The organism is Ruegeria sp. YTSA064, assembly GCF_059610325.1.
Window position 1 is genome coordinate 101568 of sequence record NZ_JBXWNK010000008.1, and the last position, 16306, is coordinate 117873.

Here is a 16306-nt window from a genome sequence, read left to right on the forward strand (position 1 = left end):
TGTGCGTTCTTCCAGATCACAAGCATAGGGACTTTGACATGGGTCAAAACGCGCATCGTACAGATACCTTTTATCACGTTTCACGTGCTTGACGTCTAAGCCAGCCGGCAAAAGTTCTGACAGCAGGCCTAAGTGCCGAATTTGCCGTCACAATATGGTATCCGCGCGCATCGGGCTCAGCGTAGAGCTCCACAATGCGCCCAGCTTTGATGTCTTGCTCGACGAAATGTCGCACGGTCACCGTGACCCCCTGCCCGGCGCGCAAACCATCCAGAACCAGATTGCCAGGCAGCTGAGTCCGACCTGCACCGCGTTCTGGACCAACGCCGTGCTCGGCAAGCCAAGACGTTGCCTCGGTGGTGCCAACCTCTTCCAACCACGGCAGCTGCGCCAGCTCCGACGGGGTCAATGACGTCTTGCCCCCCAGAAGTTTCGGCGCGGCGACAATCACCACCGGCGATTGCAACAGCATTTCTGAATGTACCCCCGACCAACCTCCGGGGCCGTAGCGGATCGCAATGTCCACTCCGCCTGGGCGCAAATCAACCACTTCGGCGGACGGGTCGAGGATCAGATTCACCTCGGGGTGGGATTCGCGAAACACCGGAAGGCGTGGCATCAGCCATGAGGCCGCGAAAGAGGATGTCAGTGATACATGAACTGGGCGATCCAGGCCGGATCTGGCCAGATCGCCGACCGCAGCCTCGATCGCACCAAAGCCAAGTTGCAAGGCGCGGGCCAGATGCTCTCCGTCCGCTGTCAGCGTCAAGGCTTTGCCGCTGCGATCCAACAGGGCTGCGCCAAGATACTTTTCCAGCACGCGCAACTGCTGGCTAATGGCGGCATGACTGACGTTCAGCGCGGCCCCGGCTTCGACAACATTACGCTTCTCAGCAAAGGCAGCAAAAGCGCGCAGCGCGGCGAGTGGAGGAAGTTTGAGCCAATCCATATGTAATCCATACTTACATGTTGGAAAGGTTATTGAGTCGCATTTTCGGCATCAAAGGTCAATCTATTCGGCAGAAACAACGCCACATAGGAGGCAAGCCATGCTGACTGTATTTGCCCGATCTTTCATGAATGCGACCCGCATCGACGCTCCGCACATTCGAGAGGCTCCTAAGCCGGGTCTCCGTAAGCGCCGGTGGCTGCCCGAGAGTCATTGGTGGAGAGAAAGCCCGCGCGGGGTGGATCTGAACAACCTCTGATGGCGTCTTAGATCCCCACACTAGACCGCAGCCTGACGCGGCCCTATTGTTTGGAAAATCGGCACCGGCTGTTCTGGAAACGCGCGAACAGATTGAACAGCCGGTGCCTCAGCCTTCGGGCGGAAAACCGCCCGGAGGTGTTCTTTTAGCCTCTACTGACCACCACCCAATTGGTGGACGTAGGACGTAACGGCGCGGATTTGCGCGTCAGTCAAACGATTTTCCCATGGGGGCATCACACCAAAGCGGCTGTAGGTGACCGTTTCAGTCAGAGCCTCTTCACTGCCACCATAAAGCCAGATCGCATCCGTCAGGTTTGGTGCACCTTGTGTGACGTCGCCTTTGCCATCCTCGCCGTGGCACGATGCACAGTTGTCCTCGAACACAACCTTGCCCGCCTGCGCCGCCGCATCGTCGGTCTGCGCATTTGTCAGAGACATGACGTATTGGACTACCTGAGTGATCTCGTCTTGCTCGAGGATCTCACCAAAGGCCGGCATCTCAGAATAGCGCGCATCGTCGCTTTCTTCGTTCCGGATACCATGGGCGATGGTGTACTCGATATCTTCGAGCGTACCACCCCACAGCCAGGCGTCATCCAGCAGGTTCGGGAAGCCCGGCGCGCCTTGCGCACCAGAGCCATGGCACTGCGCGCACCAGGTCCGGAACACGGCACCGCCAGAGTTCACAGCGTATTGCTGAAGCTCTGCATCCGCCGAAATCTGTTCCAGCGGTGTCTCCACCAGCTTGGCATTCCACGGCGCGTTCGCTTCTTCAAAAGCGACCATTTCTTGCTGCACCAGCTCGCGCGAAGACCAGCCCAATACACCGGCGGTTGCCGATTGAACCAGAGGCCACGCTGGATACATGATCGTATAGATCACGCCCCAGAGAATGGTCGCATAGAACGTCCACAGCCACCAACGTGGCATCGGGTTGTCGAACTCTTCGATACCGTCCCAGCTGTGACCTGTGGTATTCGGATCGCCCGGCTGTTTTTCAGGTGTTTTGCTCATTGCCGCGCCTCCTTGGATGTGGCGGGTTTGTCTTGCTGAGGGGCAGGGGCATCCACATGTCGGAACGGGATATTGGCCGTGTCCTTGTATTCCTTGCTGGCACCGGGGCGGAAAACCCAGATCACGATGCCCAGAAAGAACGTAAACAGCAGCAGCAGCATCCAGCTATCCGCAAACTGCCTTAGGAGAGTGTATTCTTCCATCTTATCCCTCCTTAGCGGCTTGCATCTGGCGTAAACGTCGAGAAGTCGACCAATGTACCCAGCATCTGCAGATAGGCGACCAACGCGTCAGTTTCCGTCAGTTCGGGCTGACCATCAAAGTTGCGCACGTTCACCTTGTCACCATAGCGCTCCAAAAGACCGTCGTAGTCGCTGTCCGGATCCGCCTGAGCACGGAAGTCTGCCAGCGCGTTCTCCAGCATCTCTTCAGTGTAAGGCGTGCCGACCATTGCGTTCGCGGCCATGACATCACCGATGTACTTACCGTCGATCTTGCGACGCTCGAGATAACCATACTTGGGCATCACCGATTCCGGGACCACCGATTGCGGATCACGCAGGTGATCAACTTGCCATTGATCCGAGTATCGGCCGCCGACGCGTGCCAGATCAGGTCCGGTACGCTTCGATCCCCACTGGAACGGATGGTCATACATCGACTCGGCCGCCAGAGAATAGTGGCCATAGCGTTCGACCTCGTCCCGCATCGGGCGGATCATTTGGCTGTGGCAGACATAGCATCCTTCTCGGATGTAGATGTCACGCCCCGCCAGTTCCAGAGGAGTGTAAGGGCGCATGCCCTCCACCTTCTCGATGGTGTTCTCAAGATAGAACAGAGGCGCGATTTGAACGATGCCACCGATAGTAACGACCAGGAAGCTGAAAATCAGCAGGAGAGTCGCGTTGGTCTCGAGGATCTTGTGTTTGTCGAGAATTGCCATTGCTCCGGCCCTCCTTATTCAGCCGGGACCGCGACGGTCAGGCTGGCCTCTTTGGCCGGTGCCTTCCGCACAGTCATCCACAGATTGTAGCACATGATCAGCGAGCCAGCGAGGAACATCACCCCACCCAAACCACGTACGACGTACATTGGGAACTTGGCAGCCACGGTGTCAGCAAACGAATTCACCAGGAAGCCGTTGGCATCCACTTCACGCCACATCAGGCCTTCCATGATACCAGTGACCCACATCGACGCGGCGTAGAGCACGATACCGATTGTGGCGAGCCAGAAATGCCAGCTGACCATCTGCAGCGAATACAGGCGGTCCCGTTTCCACAGGACAGGCACCAGATAGTACAGCGCACCGAAGGTGATCATTCCGTTCCAGCCCAGCGCACCCGAGTGCACGTGACCAATAGTCCAGTCGGTGTAATGAGACAGGCTGTTCACAGCGCGGATCGACATCATCGGACCTTCGAAAGTGGACATGCCGTAGAAGCCGACTGAGATGACCATCATCCGGATCACAGGGTCTGTGCGCAGCTTGTCCCATGCGCCCGACAGGGTCATCAGACCGTTGATCATACCACCCCACGAAGGCATCCACAGGATCACCGAGAAAACCATGCCCAGCGTCGAGGCCCAATCCGGCAGCGCGGTATAGTGCAGGTGGTGCGGACCGGCCCAGATATACAGGAAGATCAGCGCCCAGAAGTGGATGATCGACAGTTTGTAGCTGAACACCGGACGCTCGGCTTGTTTCGGGATGAAGTAGTACATCATGCCCAGGAAGCCTGCGGTCAGGAAGAAGCCCACGGCGTTGTGGCCATACCACCATTGGATCATGGCGTCTTGGACACCTGACCAGACGATGACCGATTTCGAACCCCAGATGCTGACTGGAATGGTCATGTTATTGACCAGATGCAGCATGGCGACGGTCACGATGAATGCCAGATAGAACCAGTTGGCCACGTAGATGTGGGGTTCTTTCCGTTTGATGATTGTGCCCAGATAGACAGCCAGATAAGCAACCCAGACAACGGTCAGCCATAGGTCGACATACCATTCAGGCTCGGCGTATTCTTTCGACTGGGTTCCACCCAGCAAGTAACCGGTTGCGGCCAGAACGATAAACAGCTGATAGCCCCAGAACACGAACCAGGCCAGGTTTCCGCCCCACAGACGTGCGGCACTTGTGCGCTGTACGACATAGAACGAGGTTGCGATCAGCGCGTTACCACCAAAGGCGAAGATAACCGCCGACGTGTGTAATGGCCGCAAACGTCCAAAGTTCATATACCCTTGCGCCCATTCGAAGTTCAGCGACGGAAAGGCCAGCTGGAACGCAATGAAAGTCCCCGCAAGGAACCCGACCACACCCCAAAAGGCAGTTGCGATCACGCCATAGCGGATCACGCCATCCATATATTCCGCCGAGCGATCTACAAGAATATCTGGCTCATCGGTGTTTCTAAGCGTCCAAATGAACAATCCAGCAGCGATGATCATCACCAGAATTGCGTGCACCTGATACGCCAAATCCCGTGCATAATTGGACCCAATGGCTGCGAACAGCACAACCAGCCCAAGCACGATCAGCTTGATGTAATTTGACATATTGCGTCCCTTTGCCATGCCCCGCGCGATTCTTCATGCCACACGGAACCCTTTTGACTGCGTGTCGTAATGCAGTGATGCCAATTCTGCTGCTTTGATCTGTGTCAAGACAACCCCCTGTTTTCTGTGAGAGGTATTTTCCAGAGACAAACACACGTTCCGCATTAAGGAGCGCCGGAATAATGAGGTCGACATGGCATACAAATCCCTGCTTACGGTCATGACAGAAACCAAGATTTCCCAAACGGCTCTGGCACAGATGGTCGCCTTGGCCGACGGGCAAGACGCCCACGCCGAAGCGCTGTGCCTTGGGGTCGACCGCAGTCAGACCGGGTATTACTACGCCGGGGCCAATGCACTGATCCTGCAGGAAACCCTGAGTCGCGCAAATGCCGAGGCGGATGAAATCCTCAAATTTGCTCAGGACTATCTTGGCAAATCAGGGGTGCGTTGGTCGGCTGAAAATGGGGTAGCACAGATTGCCGATATTGGCCGACACGTCGCCCGCCGCGCCCGTTTTTCGGATCTTGTGATATTGCCGCGCCCATACGGAAAGGATCGCGACGCCGAGGCCGAACCGATTGTTGAGGCCGCCATGTTCGAAGGGCATGCCCCGGTATTGCTGGTACCGGATGAAATTGAGCCAATCTCCTCACCCAAAACCATAATGGTAGGCTGGAATGAAAGCATCGAAGCGATGCGCGCCATCCGCTGCGCCCTTCCCTTCCTGAAGCAGGCCGAGCTTACACGGATTGTCGTCATTGACCCGCCACGTCATGGGCCCGATCGCTCGGACCCTGGCGGGCTGTTGTCTCAAATGTTGGCGCGGCACGGCGTGAAATGCGAGATTGATGTGCTGAGCAAAACCATGACACGCGTTTCGGATATTCTTAATCGTCACGCCGCCGATACCGAGGCCGACATGATCGTAATGGGCGCCTACGGGCACTCGCGCTTTCGCGAGGCCATTCTGGGCGGTGCGACTCGGAACATGTTGGAACAATCCGAAGTGCCGGTCTTTCTGGCCCATTGATCAAATTGCAAAAACCGCCCTATCGGGGCGGTTTTTTCTCAAGCCTTGCGGATCAGGCCAATTAGGAACAGAAGAATCACTGCGCCGGCCGTCGCAAAGAAAATCGAAGAGAGCAGCCCACCACCGACGCCAAAGCCCAAAGCGGGAAAGATCGTGCCAGCCAAAAACGCGCCGACGACTCCGACGATGATGTTGCCGATCAGGCCGAACCCGCGTCCTTCCATGATCTTTCCGGACAGCCACCCGGCAATCGCGCCGATGAACAACATGGCCAATACACCGCTGAATTCCATTGTTGGCTCCTGTTTGTTTTGGGGCTTTAGTCAGATCATCGGATATCAGACCAGAAATCCGCCATCCGAATCGTCACCCGCCTCTTCCATCAAACGCCCCATATCTGGGATCGTGACATGGCGTTTGCTTTCCAACAAGATGACCTTGTCCTTCTTGAGGGCTGAGATTTGTCTGCTAACAGTCTCAAGTGTCAGGCCTAGGTAGTCTGCCATCGCCTCTCGTGTCAGAGGAAGGTCGAATACAATCGGGCCGACAGTGCCGGACGAATGAAGTGACGCGTCCCTACGCGCAATGATCGAGAGAAGGCTGGCAATCTTTTCCCGCGCCGTTTTCCGCCCAAGCACCAGCATCCATTCACGCGCGGCATCCAACTCGTCCAAAGTCATCTGCAACAGGCGCTGCGCGATATGCGGTGTCGTCACCATCAGTTCTTCAAAAGGTTTTTTCCGAAAGCAGCACATCACCAGATCGGTCGTCGCAACAACGTCATACGGCGCGTTTTCACGCCCGGGTCGGCCAACGAAATCACTAGGTAAGAGCAAGCCCACCATCTGTGTGCGCCCGTCTTCCATCGTCTGTGTCAGAGACGCAATTCCGGATACGACAGAACCGACAAAGTTCATCGGATCACCGGACCAGATGACTGTCTGCCCAGCCTCAAAGCTGCGGTAGTACTTGATGCTCTCAAGTTCTTCCAGCTCGTCCTTTTCACAATGCGCGCACACCGCGCGATGCCGTATCGGGCATTCTGCGCAATTTGTGTGGTCGAATTGGGCCTTGAGTGTCATTCGCGTTTCCATTTGATTTCGGTCAAAGTACCCTGGGCCCTCCCGCTATAGTCATATCGCCATGACACTGAAACCGCAATTGGCACGGCTTGGACTTTTTGACGCGAAAGTACCGCGTTACACAAGCTATCCCACAGCCCCCCACTTTAGCAATGACGTGGGGGCTGACTTGTTTGCCGACTGGATTTCCGGGATTGCCCCCGGCAGTTCGATCTCGCTTTATATCCACGTACCCTTCTGCCGCAGGCTATGCTGGTTCTGCGCCTGCCGGACACAAGGCACCCAAACGGATAACCCTGTTATTGCCTATGTTGACGTTCTGAAAGCCGAACTTGACCTGCTGGCCGCGCGTTTGCCCGAGAGAGTTACGCTGTCTCGGCTACATTGGGGTGGCGGCACGCCGACCCTGTTGAATGCGGACCTGATGCGCGAGTTGGCAGGACGGATTCTTGAAGTCGTTCCGCTGGGTCCAGATGCGGAATTCTCGGTTGAAATTGATCCGAATGAGATCGACGAAGCCAGATTGGATGCGCTGGCCGAGGCCGGGATGAACCGCGCCTCGATCGGCGTGCAGGATTTCGATGATGAAATCCAGAAAACCATAGGCCGCATTCAAAGCTACGATACCACTCGCAAAGCGGCCGAGATGATCCGCGCACGTGGAATTGCCAGCCTGAACGCGGATATCCTTTATGGTCTGCCTCATCAGACCAAAGCCCGCATGACCGAGAGCGTCCAAAAGCTGCTTTCCCTGAACCCGGATCGGGTCGCGCTTTATGGCTATGCTCATGTGCCCTGGATGGCCAAGCGCCAGCAACTGATTCCATCAGATGCGCTTCCCACGCCAGAGAAGCGACTGGAATTGTTCGAAACTGCCCGGCGACTGTTTCTGTGGGACAATTACGCTGAGATCGGGATCGACCACTTCGCGACCCAGGATGATGGGCTGACCCATGCGCTGCGTGCCGGTCGTCTGAAACGGAATTTCCAGGGTTACACGGACGATCAGGCCCCGATCCTGATTGGCTTGGGTGCCAGCTCAATCTCGCGGTTCCCGCAGGGATATGCACAGAATGCTCCGGCAACCTCAGCCCACACGAAGGCCATTCGCGAAGGGCGGTTCTCGACGTCGCGCGGGCACTTGTTCAAAGGTCAGGATATCCTGCGGTCGCGCCTGATCGAGGCACTGATGTGTGATTTCCAGATCAATTCGAACGAGATTCTGCGCGACTACGACATCTCAGCCGCTGAGCTGCACCAGATGTACGCCAAGGCAAATGCAGCCTTTGACGGACTGCTGCGCATTGATGAAAACGGCTTGTTCATCCCGCCCGAAGCGCGCGCTCTCACCCGCATGATCGCACGTAGCTTCGACGCATATGATCTGAGTAAGGCTGGGCATAGTTCCGCGATCTGAACACACTTCGGCAGGTCGTTTTTCGCGACCTGCCCTTCGAATCCAGCACGGGGGCTTGACGCATGCCTTCGGTTTTCTCCACACTCAAGGGGTGGAGAGGACCGCCTCTTCACAGCCTGAGGCAGGCAAACGCAGACAGTTCTTGCCGACGCGCATGCGTTCGACAGCCCTTTTCGTGCAGCCAAGTTGCAACTGAAACAGGGACAGCACTCATGCGCGTTTTCACCGTCCTCGGCCCCAGTCAATCGGGCAAATCCACCTTGGTCGAAGCGATCAGCCGCCTCGACGGGCGGCCTACAACATTCGATGTTTCCGGAACCGTGCATTTGCACGGTTTTTCTTATTTAGACGAACCGTGGTGCGCGGTGGACGTGGACGGAGGCGGCGATGCGCTGGCCTATGTCGGCCCGGCGATGGCCATTTCAGACGCAGCTGTGGTTGTGGTTCCCCCCGATCCAGACGCCGCAGTCCTTTGTGCCCCTTATCTGAGACTGGTTGAGGAAGCAGGTATTCCCAGTTTCCTCTTTATCAATCGCATGGACAGCCCCAATGGCCGCATACGCGACATCGTAGCAGCGCTTCAGACCTATTGCAGTCACCACATCGCTTTGCGTCAAGTTCCGATTCGCGAAGGAGAAGACATCATCGGGGCCGTCGACCTGATCTCGGAACGCGCGTGGAAGTATCAAGAAGGCCAGCCCTCAGCCTTGATCGAATTGCCGCAATCGGTGGAGGATCGCGAACAGGAAGCGCGCACCGAGTTGCTCGAGACCCTGTCAGATTTTGATGACCATTTGCTGGAGCAACTGATCGAAGATAAGCAGCCACCCAGCGAGGAGGTCTACGAGTTGGCCGCGCAGGTTTTGCAGAACCACCAGCTTATCCCCGCCTGCCTGGGTGCTGCCAGCCATGGCAATGGCCTGACGCGCCTGATGAAAGCACTGCGCCATGAGGCCCCGGAATTCAACATCGCAGCAGACAGGGACGAGGCCGAAGATTCAGCGCGCGCCATCGCAGGCTTTGCGGATGTGAAGAAGCATATTGGTAAGATCACCGTATTGCGCGGACTGGGCGATGGCGTCAAAGCGCACGAGCCTCTGGGCGGTGAAACCGTTGGGAACCTGACCACACTCGACGCCAAAACCCAGATCGGTGCTCTTGAGGCTGGACAGATTGGTCTGGCCGTCAAATCCGATCATCTCAACCCTGGTTTCATATATGACAGCGCTGCTGCTACACCGCTGCCGGAATGGGCCTCTTCGCATCCCGCTGCGCATCGTCAGGTTGTCTCACCCGCGCATGAACGCGACGATGTGCGTCTGTCGAACGCGCTGACCCGTTTGGTTGAAATCGATCCCGGACTGCATCTGGAACAGGACGAATTAAGCGGTCATTCCATTCTAAGTTCGCAAGGCCCACAACACATGCGCCGCGTGACAGCTAAACTAGACGAAGATTTTGGGATTGAGATTGAAGCCGAGGCCGCCGGAACCGCCTATCGCGAAACCATCCGCACCAAAGTCGATCATCGTCACCGCCACCGCAAGCAATCCGGTGGCGCAGGTCAATTTGCTGATGTGGTGATCTCAATCGCGCCGCTACCGCGCGGATCGGGGTTCCAGTTCGAAGAAGTAGTCAAGGGCGGGGCCGTACCCCGGAACTACATTCCTTCGGTTGAACACGGGGCCAAGGACGCACTGGTCGAAGGCCCTGAAGGTTTCCCTGTCGTGGACGTCAAGGTGACGCTCAGCGACGGCAAGCACCATAACGTGGACAGTTCGGACTATGCCTTCCGCACCGCTGGCAAGAACGCGGTGCGTGAAGCGCTGCCCGAGGCCAAACCCGTCGTCCTGCAACCAATCCTGAATGCCGAAATCCATCTGCCGTCAACCTTCGTCGGTGACCTGGTCCCCACGATCAGTTCTTTGCAGGGTCAAGTTCTAGGATTCGAGGGCAATCCGAACGCTTCGGGTTGGGAGATATTCAACGCGCAGCTTCCGGCCGTTGCCGAGGATGAACTGCACCGAACCCTTGCCAGCGCCACCCGTGGCACCGGTTGGGTCAAACTGCAGTTCGATCATTATGAAGAACTGCGCGGCCCTGTTCCTGCCTCTGCAAAGAACAAGGAAATGGCCTGAGGCTAGGGGGGCGGGCTGCTCGTCAGCCCGCTGCCGCGATCAATTCACGCGTGTAGTCGGTTTGGGCGTGTTCGAACAAATCCTCGGCTGCGCCCATCTCGACCACATCCCCGTTGCGCATGACGATGACGTTATGAGACATCGCGCGCACGACCTTCAGGTCGTGGCTGATGAACAGATAAGCCAGCCCGTACTTCCTTTGCAGGTCCCGCAACAGATCAACAATCTGCACCTGCACGGTCATGTCCAGCGCGCTGGTCGGTTCATCCAGAACCAGCAGCTTGGGCCGCAACACCATGGCGCGCGCGATGGCGATCCGCTGGCGTTGCCCGCCTGAAAACTCATGCGGGTAGCGGTCCATCGCGGCGGGGTCCAGCCCGACCTCGGTCATCACTTCGGCCACCAATTCACGCGGGGCACGATGGGGGTCGACATTGTGGATAGCCAACCCTTCGGCGATGATCTGCATACAGGTCATACGGGGGCTGAGGCTGCCAAACGGGTCCTGAAACACGATCTGCATATCTTTGCGCAGCCGTCTGAGTTCACGCGTTGACCAGCGGCGAACGTCCTGATCGCGGAAAGTGATCCCGCCCTCGGAGGCGATCAAACGCATCATGGCCAGGGCCAGTGTCGTCTTGCCCGACCCGCTCTCGCCTACGATTCCAAGCGTTTCCCCGGCGCGGACGCTGAGCGTCGCGTCATTGACGGCTTTTACATGCCCGACTGTACGTTTCAGGAACCCCCGTTGGATCGGAAACCAGACCTTCAGGTGATCGGTGCGCGCGACCTCTTCGGCATCAGCTGCCACCGGATCGGGGTGTCCTGACGGCTCAGCCGCCAGCAGCTTGCGCGTATAAGGATGCTGCGGGTTGTCGAAAATCTCGGAGGTTACGCCGGTTTCGACGATCTCACCACCCTTCATTACGCAGACCCGGTCTGCGATGCGCCGGACGATGCCAAGGTCATGGGTGATGAACAGCATTCCCATGTTTTCAGACTTTTGCAGTTCAGCCAGTAGTTCCAGAATCTGTGCCTGAATGGTCACATCCAGCGCGGTCGTTGGTTCATCTGCGATCAGAATGTCCGGCTTGTTGGCCAGCGCCATTGCAATCATCACGCGCTGACGCTGCCCACCCGACAGCTGATGCGGATAACTGTCCAAACGTTCTTCCGGGTCGCGGATGCCAACTTTGTTCAGCAGTTCAATAATCCGATTTCGCGCCGCATCACCAGCCAGCCCCTGGTGCAATGCTAGAGACTCGGTCATCTGCTTCTGGATCGTATGAAGCGGGTTGAGCGAGGTCATCGGCTCTTGGAAAATAAAGCTGATGTCGTTGCCACGCACTTCCATCAGCTTGTTCTCGGACGCGCCAATCATCTCTTGGCCGTCATAGGTGACCGAGCCTTCGACGATCGCACTATCGCCCAGCAGTGATACGGTGCTGAGAGCGGTCACAGACTTGCCTGAGCCCGATTCCCCTACCAGCGCTACTGTTTCACCCCGGTCCACGGTAAAGGACACACCTTTCACCGCAGCAGAAACCTGCCCGTCCTGCCGGAAGGAGACTTTGAGGTTGTTCACATCCAGCAGGCTCATGAGAAGGTCTTTCTGGGATCAAACGCATCGCGCACGCCTTCGAAAATGAAGACCAGCAGCGACAGCATGATGGCAAAGGTGAAAAAGGCGGTGAAGGCCAGCCACGGGGCCTGCAGGTTTTGTTTTGCCTGTAATGTGAGCTCTCCGAGCGATGGGGCCGAGGACGGAAGGCCGAAACCAAGGAAGTCCAGCGACGCCAGTCCGCCAATCGTGCCGGTCACGATGAACGGCATGAAGGTCAGCGTGGCAACCATCGCATTGGGCAGCATGTGGCGGAACATGATCGTCATGTTACCCACACCTAGCGCGCGCGCGGCACGAACATATTCCAGATTTCGAGCCCTCAGGAATTCAGCCCGTACAACGCCAACCAACCCGGTCCAACCGAAGAGAATCATCAGAGCCACCAACAACCAAAAACTTCGGCCGAGAATGGCAAACATGATGATAATCACATAGAGCGAGGGAGTTGATGACCAGATTTCAATAATCCGTTGAAAGATCAGATCGAGCCAGCCGCCAAAAAAGCCCTGAATGGCCCCTGCAAAGATGCCGATCAAACTGGCAGCCCCGGTCACAATTAGCGTGAACAGGATCGACAGGCGAAAGCCATAGATCACGCGGGCCAGCACATCTCGCTTGGTGTCATCCGTGCCCAGCAGGTTTTGACTATTGGGCGGCAGCGGTGCAGCACCCGGTCGGTCCACGCTGGTGTTGAAGGAATAAGGGATCAGTGGCCAGATAGCCCAGCCGCGCTCGAAGCCGTCCGCCTCGAATGTACCGGCTTTAATCTCTTCGATAATCCCTTCAGGATCATCGAAACACTGATCTAGCCCTCCGCTGTCGATCAGGCACATGACTTCGGGGTCGCGGTAGATCGCCTCGGTCTGGAAATCGCCACCGAATTCGGTCTCGGCGTAGAAGTTGAAGACCGGCGTGTAGAATTCGCCCCGGTACTTCACCAGGATCGGCTTATCGTTGGCGATGAACTCGGCAAACAGCGACAGGCCAAACAGGATCGAGAAGATGATCAGCGACCAGAAGGCACGGCCGTTACGCCGGAAATTGCGCCAGCGGCGCTGGTTAAGAGGGGAAAGTGCCAATTATCCCTCCCGCTTTTCAAAGTCGATGCGCGGGTCGACCAGAACGTACATTAGGTCGCTGATGATGCCGACAACCAGGCCCATCAGGCCAAAGATGAAGAGCGTGCCGAAAATCACCGGATAGTCGCGCGCCACTGCGGCCTCAAAGCCCAGTCGCCCAAGACCATCGAGCGAGAAAATGGTCTCGATGATGATCGAGCCACCAAAGAACACGCCGATGAACACTGCCGGAAACCCTGCAATCACGATCAGCATCGCGTTGCGGAAGACATGGCCGTACAGCACCTTGCGCTCGCTCAGACCCTTGGCGCGGGCGGTCATGACGTATTGCTTTTTGATCTCATCCAGGAACGAGTTCTTGGTCAGCAGTGTCAGCGTCGCGAAGGCCGAGATCGTCAGTGCGATGATCGGAAGCGCGATGTGCCAGAAATAGTCGGCGACTTTGCCAAGCAGGCTGAGGCTTTCCCAGTTGTCCGAGGTGAGCCCGCGCAGCGGGAATATCTGCCAATACGACCCACCGGCAAACAACACCAACAGCAGAATGGCAAACAGGAACCCGGGGATCGCATATGCCACAATGATCGCACCACTGGTCCAAGTGTCGAAACTTGACCCGTCTTTGATCGCCTTGCGGATACCCAGCGGGATCGAAACCAGATAGGCGATCAGGGTCGACCAAAGACCCAGCGATATCGACACGGGCATTTTTTCCAGCACCAGATCGATCACGCTAATCGAGCGGAAGTAGCTCTCACCAAAATCCAACGTCAGGTAATTGCCCATCATGCCTAGAAAACGTTCGAGTGGCGGTTTGTCGAATCCAAACTCTTTTTCCAGTTCAGCGATGAACTCAGGCGGCAACCCACGCGCACCGACGTATTTGTCGTCAAAGGAACCTCCAGCAGGTTCGGCGCCTGCCCCGGCATCGCCACCACCGGCGAATCCTGCAAAGACATCGCCCTGACCTTCGATCTGCGCAATGATCTGTTCGATCGGTCCGCCCGGCACAAATTGCACCAGCGTGAAATTGACGATCATGATGCCCAGAAGGGTCGGTATGACCAGCAATAGGCGTCTTAGAATATAGGCGCCCATTTTACCGCAGCGCGCCTTTGGCTTTCAGGTCAGCCTCTTTCTCAGGGTTGATCCACCAAAAATCGAGATACCCCAGCGAGAATGGAGGTAGATTTTCAGGATATTCATACATGTCGTAGTAAGCCGTCCAATAGTCCGCCACATACCCATCGGGTATGACAAAGAACTCATAGCGCAGCACACGGTCCAACGCCATCAATGCGGCATCCTGCTCTGCCTGATTTGTTGTATCAAAGGACGCTTCGATCACCGCGTCCACAAGAGGGCTGGCAAGACCCGCCGGATTGAACAGGCTGAATGCAGCCTCTTCCGATCCATACATCTGGCTTAGGCCGCCACCGGTGGATAGGAACGAGCCATATCGGTTCGAATACACCATGTCGTAATCCCGCTCACGACGCCGCAGCGTGAACTGAGAGGGGTCAACTTTCTCTGCAGAAGCATCCACACCAATTGACTGAAGGTTCTGGACGTAGGTCTCGATCATCGTCGAAGTCGAGGTGGGAATACTGGACGCGTAAGGAATATTCACTTTCAGCGTCTGCCCTTCGGAATTTCGGCGCAGATTGCCTTCACCGACCGGCCATCCGGCTTCATCCAGCAGTTTCGACGCTTTCCGCAGATTGCGACGGTCGTTCAGGCGGGCCGGGTTGGATTCATGAACAACAAGCGCGGGCTCGCTTAAGACTTCGGCCGGGACGACATCGCCCAGTGTTTCCAAGAACGCCAGTTCCGCGCCTTCTGGCGCACCTGTTGCCTCAAGATGAGTGCCTTGCACAAACGAATTGCGCGGCTTGTTCAGTCCGAACATCAGCGACTCATTTGCCCATTCGAAATTAAACGCCAGCGCTAGTGCTTTGCGCACATTCTTGTCGGCAAACTGCGGTTTTCCCAGATTGAATACAAACCCAGATGGTGTCGGAGGACTTCCATCAACGATCTCATCCTGCACAACATACCCTTCGTCGAGCTTCGGGAAATCGTAACTCGAGGCCCACTGCTTCGGATCACTTTCAACACGCATGGTGTACTCACCAGCTTTGAAACCTTCAAATGCGGCAGTTTGATCAGCGAAATATTCGATCCGAATGATGTCGTAATTGTTGCGACCCACATTGATCGGCAAGTCCTTGCCCCAATAGTCATCACGACGCTTGTAAACGATGCGGCGATTGATGTCGTAGCTGTCCAGCTTGTACGGGCCGGACCCTACCGCGACCTCAAGACGAGGTTCATCAAGACGGCGGTTTTCATCAGCTTCAAACCAAGCCTTCGAGAAGACCGGAGTTGAACCAACTGTTTCGATAAGCCCACGACGGGTGACATCCGGGCTGAAGGTAAATTTGACGGTGTGATCATCCAGCGCTTCGGCACCCGTGACCATCCGACCGACTGCCTGTGCATAAGATGGCAAGCCCTGCTTGATAAACAGGCGGTGGCTATAGACTACATCCTCGGCCGTCACTGGGGTTTCATCCCAGAACATCGCCTCGGGGCGCAAATGAAATATCACGTAGTTGCGGCCTTCGTCATACTCCATGCTTTCGGCGACAACGCCGTAGTATTGGCCAACACTGTCTGATGTGCTTTCGATCAGCGGGTCATATTGAATCGTCGTCAACGCGCCTGCGCGACCTTTTCGCGAGTAGGGGTTCAGGGAATCAAACGTACCTGATCCCGCCAGCGACAGCTCTCCACCTTTTGGCGCATCGGGATTGACATAATTCAAGTGCGGATAATCCGCCGGGTAATCCAGGTTTCCAAAGTAAGAATAGCCGTGGCTTCGCGTGATACCATCCTCGCTGGCGCTGGCTTGAATACCCCCGAAAACAACCGCTGCCGAAATTCCTAGCGCCGCAGTCCAAGAATGAATTCCAGTAAAGCGCATCGCGGGCAGAAGGGGTTTCATTGGGCTCGTCCTCTGAATAACTGTCATCTTCATTGTCGTGCCAGCCAGCTAAAGGTCCAGCACTGTCAGTTGCAAGTTTAGAATGCGTGAGCGCTTTGTGAAGTTTTTCTCACGTAAAAAATAAAAGCCGCTGCTTGGCG

General features: G+C 56.4%; 15 protein-coding genes. 4 read left to right on the forward strand and 11 right to left on the reverse strand.

The window, feature by feature from the left end; all coding sequences use genetic code 11:
* Positions 1–73: 73 nt before the first annotated feature.
* Positions 74–949 carry a LysR family transcriptional regulator gene (locus tag AC2FI7_RS13510; protein WP_010440966.1) on the reverse strand — a complete coding sequence of 292 codons (876 nt, stop codon included), beginning with the start codon at positions 947–949 and terminating at the stop codon, positions 74–76.
* A 100-nt stretch (positions 950–1049) separates the two neighbouring features.
* On the opposite strand from AC2FI7_RS13510, the gene AC2FI7_RS13515 reads away from it, so the two are divergent.
* Positions 1050–1208, forward strand: a complete 159-nt coding sequence (locus AC2FI7_RS13515) for a hypothetical protein (protein WP_158005269.1) — start codon at positions 1050–1052, stop codon at positions 1206–1208.
* A gap of 152 nt (positions 1209–1360) precedes the next feature.
* Here the strand turns inward: AC2FI7_RS13515 and ccoP are convergent, their stop codons facing one another.
* The 4 genes from ccoP to ccoN are packed head-to-tail and all read right to left on the reverse strand — an operon-like array spanning position 1361 to position 4789.
* Positions 1361–2224 carry a cytochrome-c oxidase, cbb3-type subunit III gene (gene ccoP / locus AC2FI7_RS13520; protein WP_010440964.1) on the reverse strand — a complete coding sequence of 288 codons (864 nt, stop codon included), beginning with the start codon at positions 2222–2224 and terminating at the stop codon, positions 1361–1363.
* A complete protein-coding gene (locus AC2FI7_RS13525; RefSeq protein WP_010440962.1) occupies positions 2221–2427 on the reverse strand; it encodes a CcoQ/FixQ family Cbb3-type cytochrome c oxidase assembly chaperone in 207 nt (68 codons plus the stop codon). The genes ccoP and AC2FI7_RS13525 overlap by 4 nt, the downstream gene beginning before the upstream one ends.
* An 11-nt stretch (positions 2428–2438) precedes the next feature.
* Positions 2439–3167 carry a cytochrome-c oxidase, cbb3-type subunit II gene (gene ccoO, locus AC2FI7_RS13530; protein ID WP_010440960.1) on the reverse strand — a complete coding sequence of 243 codons (729 nt, stop codon included), beginning with the start codon at positions 3165–3167 and terminating at the stop codon, positions 2439–2441.
* A 14-nt stretch (positions 3168–3181) separates the two neighbouring features.
* Entirely contained in the window at positions 3182–4789 is a 1608-nt protein-coding gene (gene ccoN, locus AC2FI7_RS13535; protein ID WP_010440957.1) for a cytochrome-c oxidase, cbb3-type subunit I, read from the reverse strand.
* A gap of 193 nt (positions 4790–4982) precedes the next feature.
* Here ccoN and AC2FI7_RS13540 point away from each other — a divergent pair, with 193 nt between their 5' ends.
* Positions 4983–5822, forward strand: coding sequence for a universal stress protein (locus tag AC2FI7_RS13540; protein WP_010440955.1), 840 nt, complete (start codon positions 4983–4985; stop codon positions 5820–5822).
* Between the two features lie 38 nt (positions 5823–5860).
* On the opposite strand, the gene AC2FI7_RS13545 is transcribed toward AC2FI7_RS13540, so the two are convergent.
* Both AC2FI7_RS13545 and fnrL read right to left on the reverse strand, forming a co-directional pair.
* Complete coding sequence (locus AC2FI7_RS13545) at positions 5861–6115, reverse strand: GlsB/YeaQ/YmgE family stress response membrane protein (protein WP_010440953.1); 255 nt, start codon at positions 6113–6115, stop codon at positions 5861–5863.
* A gap of 45 nt (positions 6116–6160) precedes the next feature.
* On the reverse strand, positions 6161–6904 hold the full coding sequence (gene fnrL, locus AC2FI7_RS13550; protein ID WP_010440951.1) for a transcriptional regulator FnrL: 744 nt from the start codon (positions 6902–6904) through the stop codon (positions 6161–6163).
* 61 nt (positions 6905–6965) lie between these two features.
* On the opposite strand from fnrL, the gene hemN reads away from it, so the two are divergent.
* On the forward strand, positions 6966–8321 hold the full coding sequence (hemN, locus tag AC2FI7_RS13555) for an oxygen-independent coproporphyrinogen III oxidase (RefSeq protein ID WP_010440949.1): 1356 nt from the start codon (positions 6966–6968) through the stop codon (positions 8319–8321).
* Positions 8322–8533: 212 nt separating this feature from the next.
* Positions 8534–10459, forward strand: coding sequence for an elongation factor G (locus AC2FI7_RS13560; RefSeq protein WP_010440946.1), 1926 nt, complete (start codon positions 8534–8536; stop codon positions 10457–10459).
* Positions 10460–10481: 22 nt separating this feature from the next.
* Here AC2FI7_RS13560 and AC2FI7_RS13565 read toward each other — a convergent pair whose 3' ends face one another.
* From AC2FI7_RS13565 to AC2FI7_RS13580, 4 genes are read right to left on the reverse strand one after another with little or no spacing between them, the layout of a single operon-like run.
* Positions 10482–12059 carry an ABC transporter ATP-binding protein gene (locus tag AC2FI7_RS13565; protein WP_010440943.1) on the reverse strand — a complete coding sequence of 526 codons (1578 nt, stop codon included), beginning with the start codon at positions 12057–12059 and terminating at the stop codon, positions 10482–10484.
* Positions 12056–13162 (reverse strand): ABC transporter permease, encoded by a 1107-nt coding sequence (locus tag AC2FI7_RS13570; RefSeq protein WP_010440942.1) that lies wholly within the window; start codon positions 13160–13162, stop codon positions 12056–12058. Before AC2FI7_RS13570 ends, AC2FI7_RS13565 begins: the two co-directional genes overlap by 4 nt.
* Complete coding sequence (locus tag AC2FI7_RS13575) at positions 13163–14257, reverse strand: microcin C ABC transporter permease YejB (protein WP_010440940.1); 1095 nt, start codon at positions 14255–14257, stop codon at positions 13163–13165. It abuts the gene before it with no gap.
* A 1-nt stretch (position 14258) separates the two neighbouring features.
* Positions 14259–16166 (reverse strand): extracellular solute-binding protein, encoded by a 1908-nt coding sequence (locus tag AC2FI7_RS13580; protein ID WP_010440938.1) that lies wholly within the window; start codon positions 16164–16166, stop codon positions 14259–14261.
* Between the last annotated feature and the right edge of the window lie 140 nt (positions 16167–16306).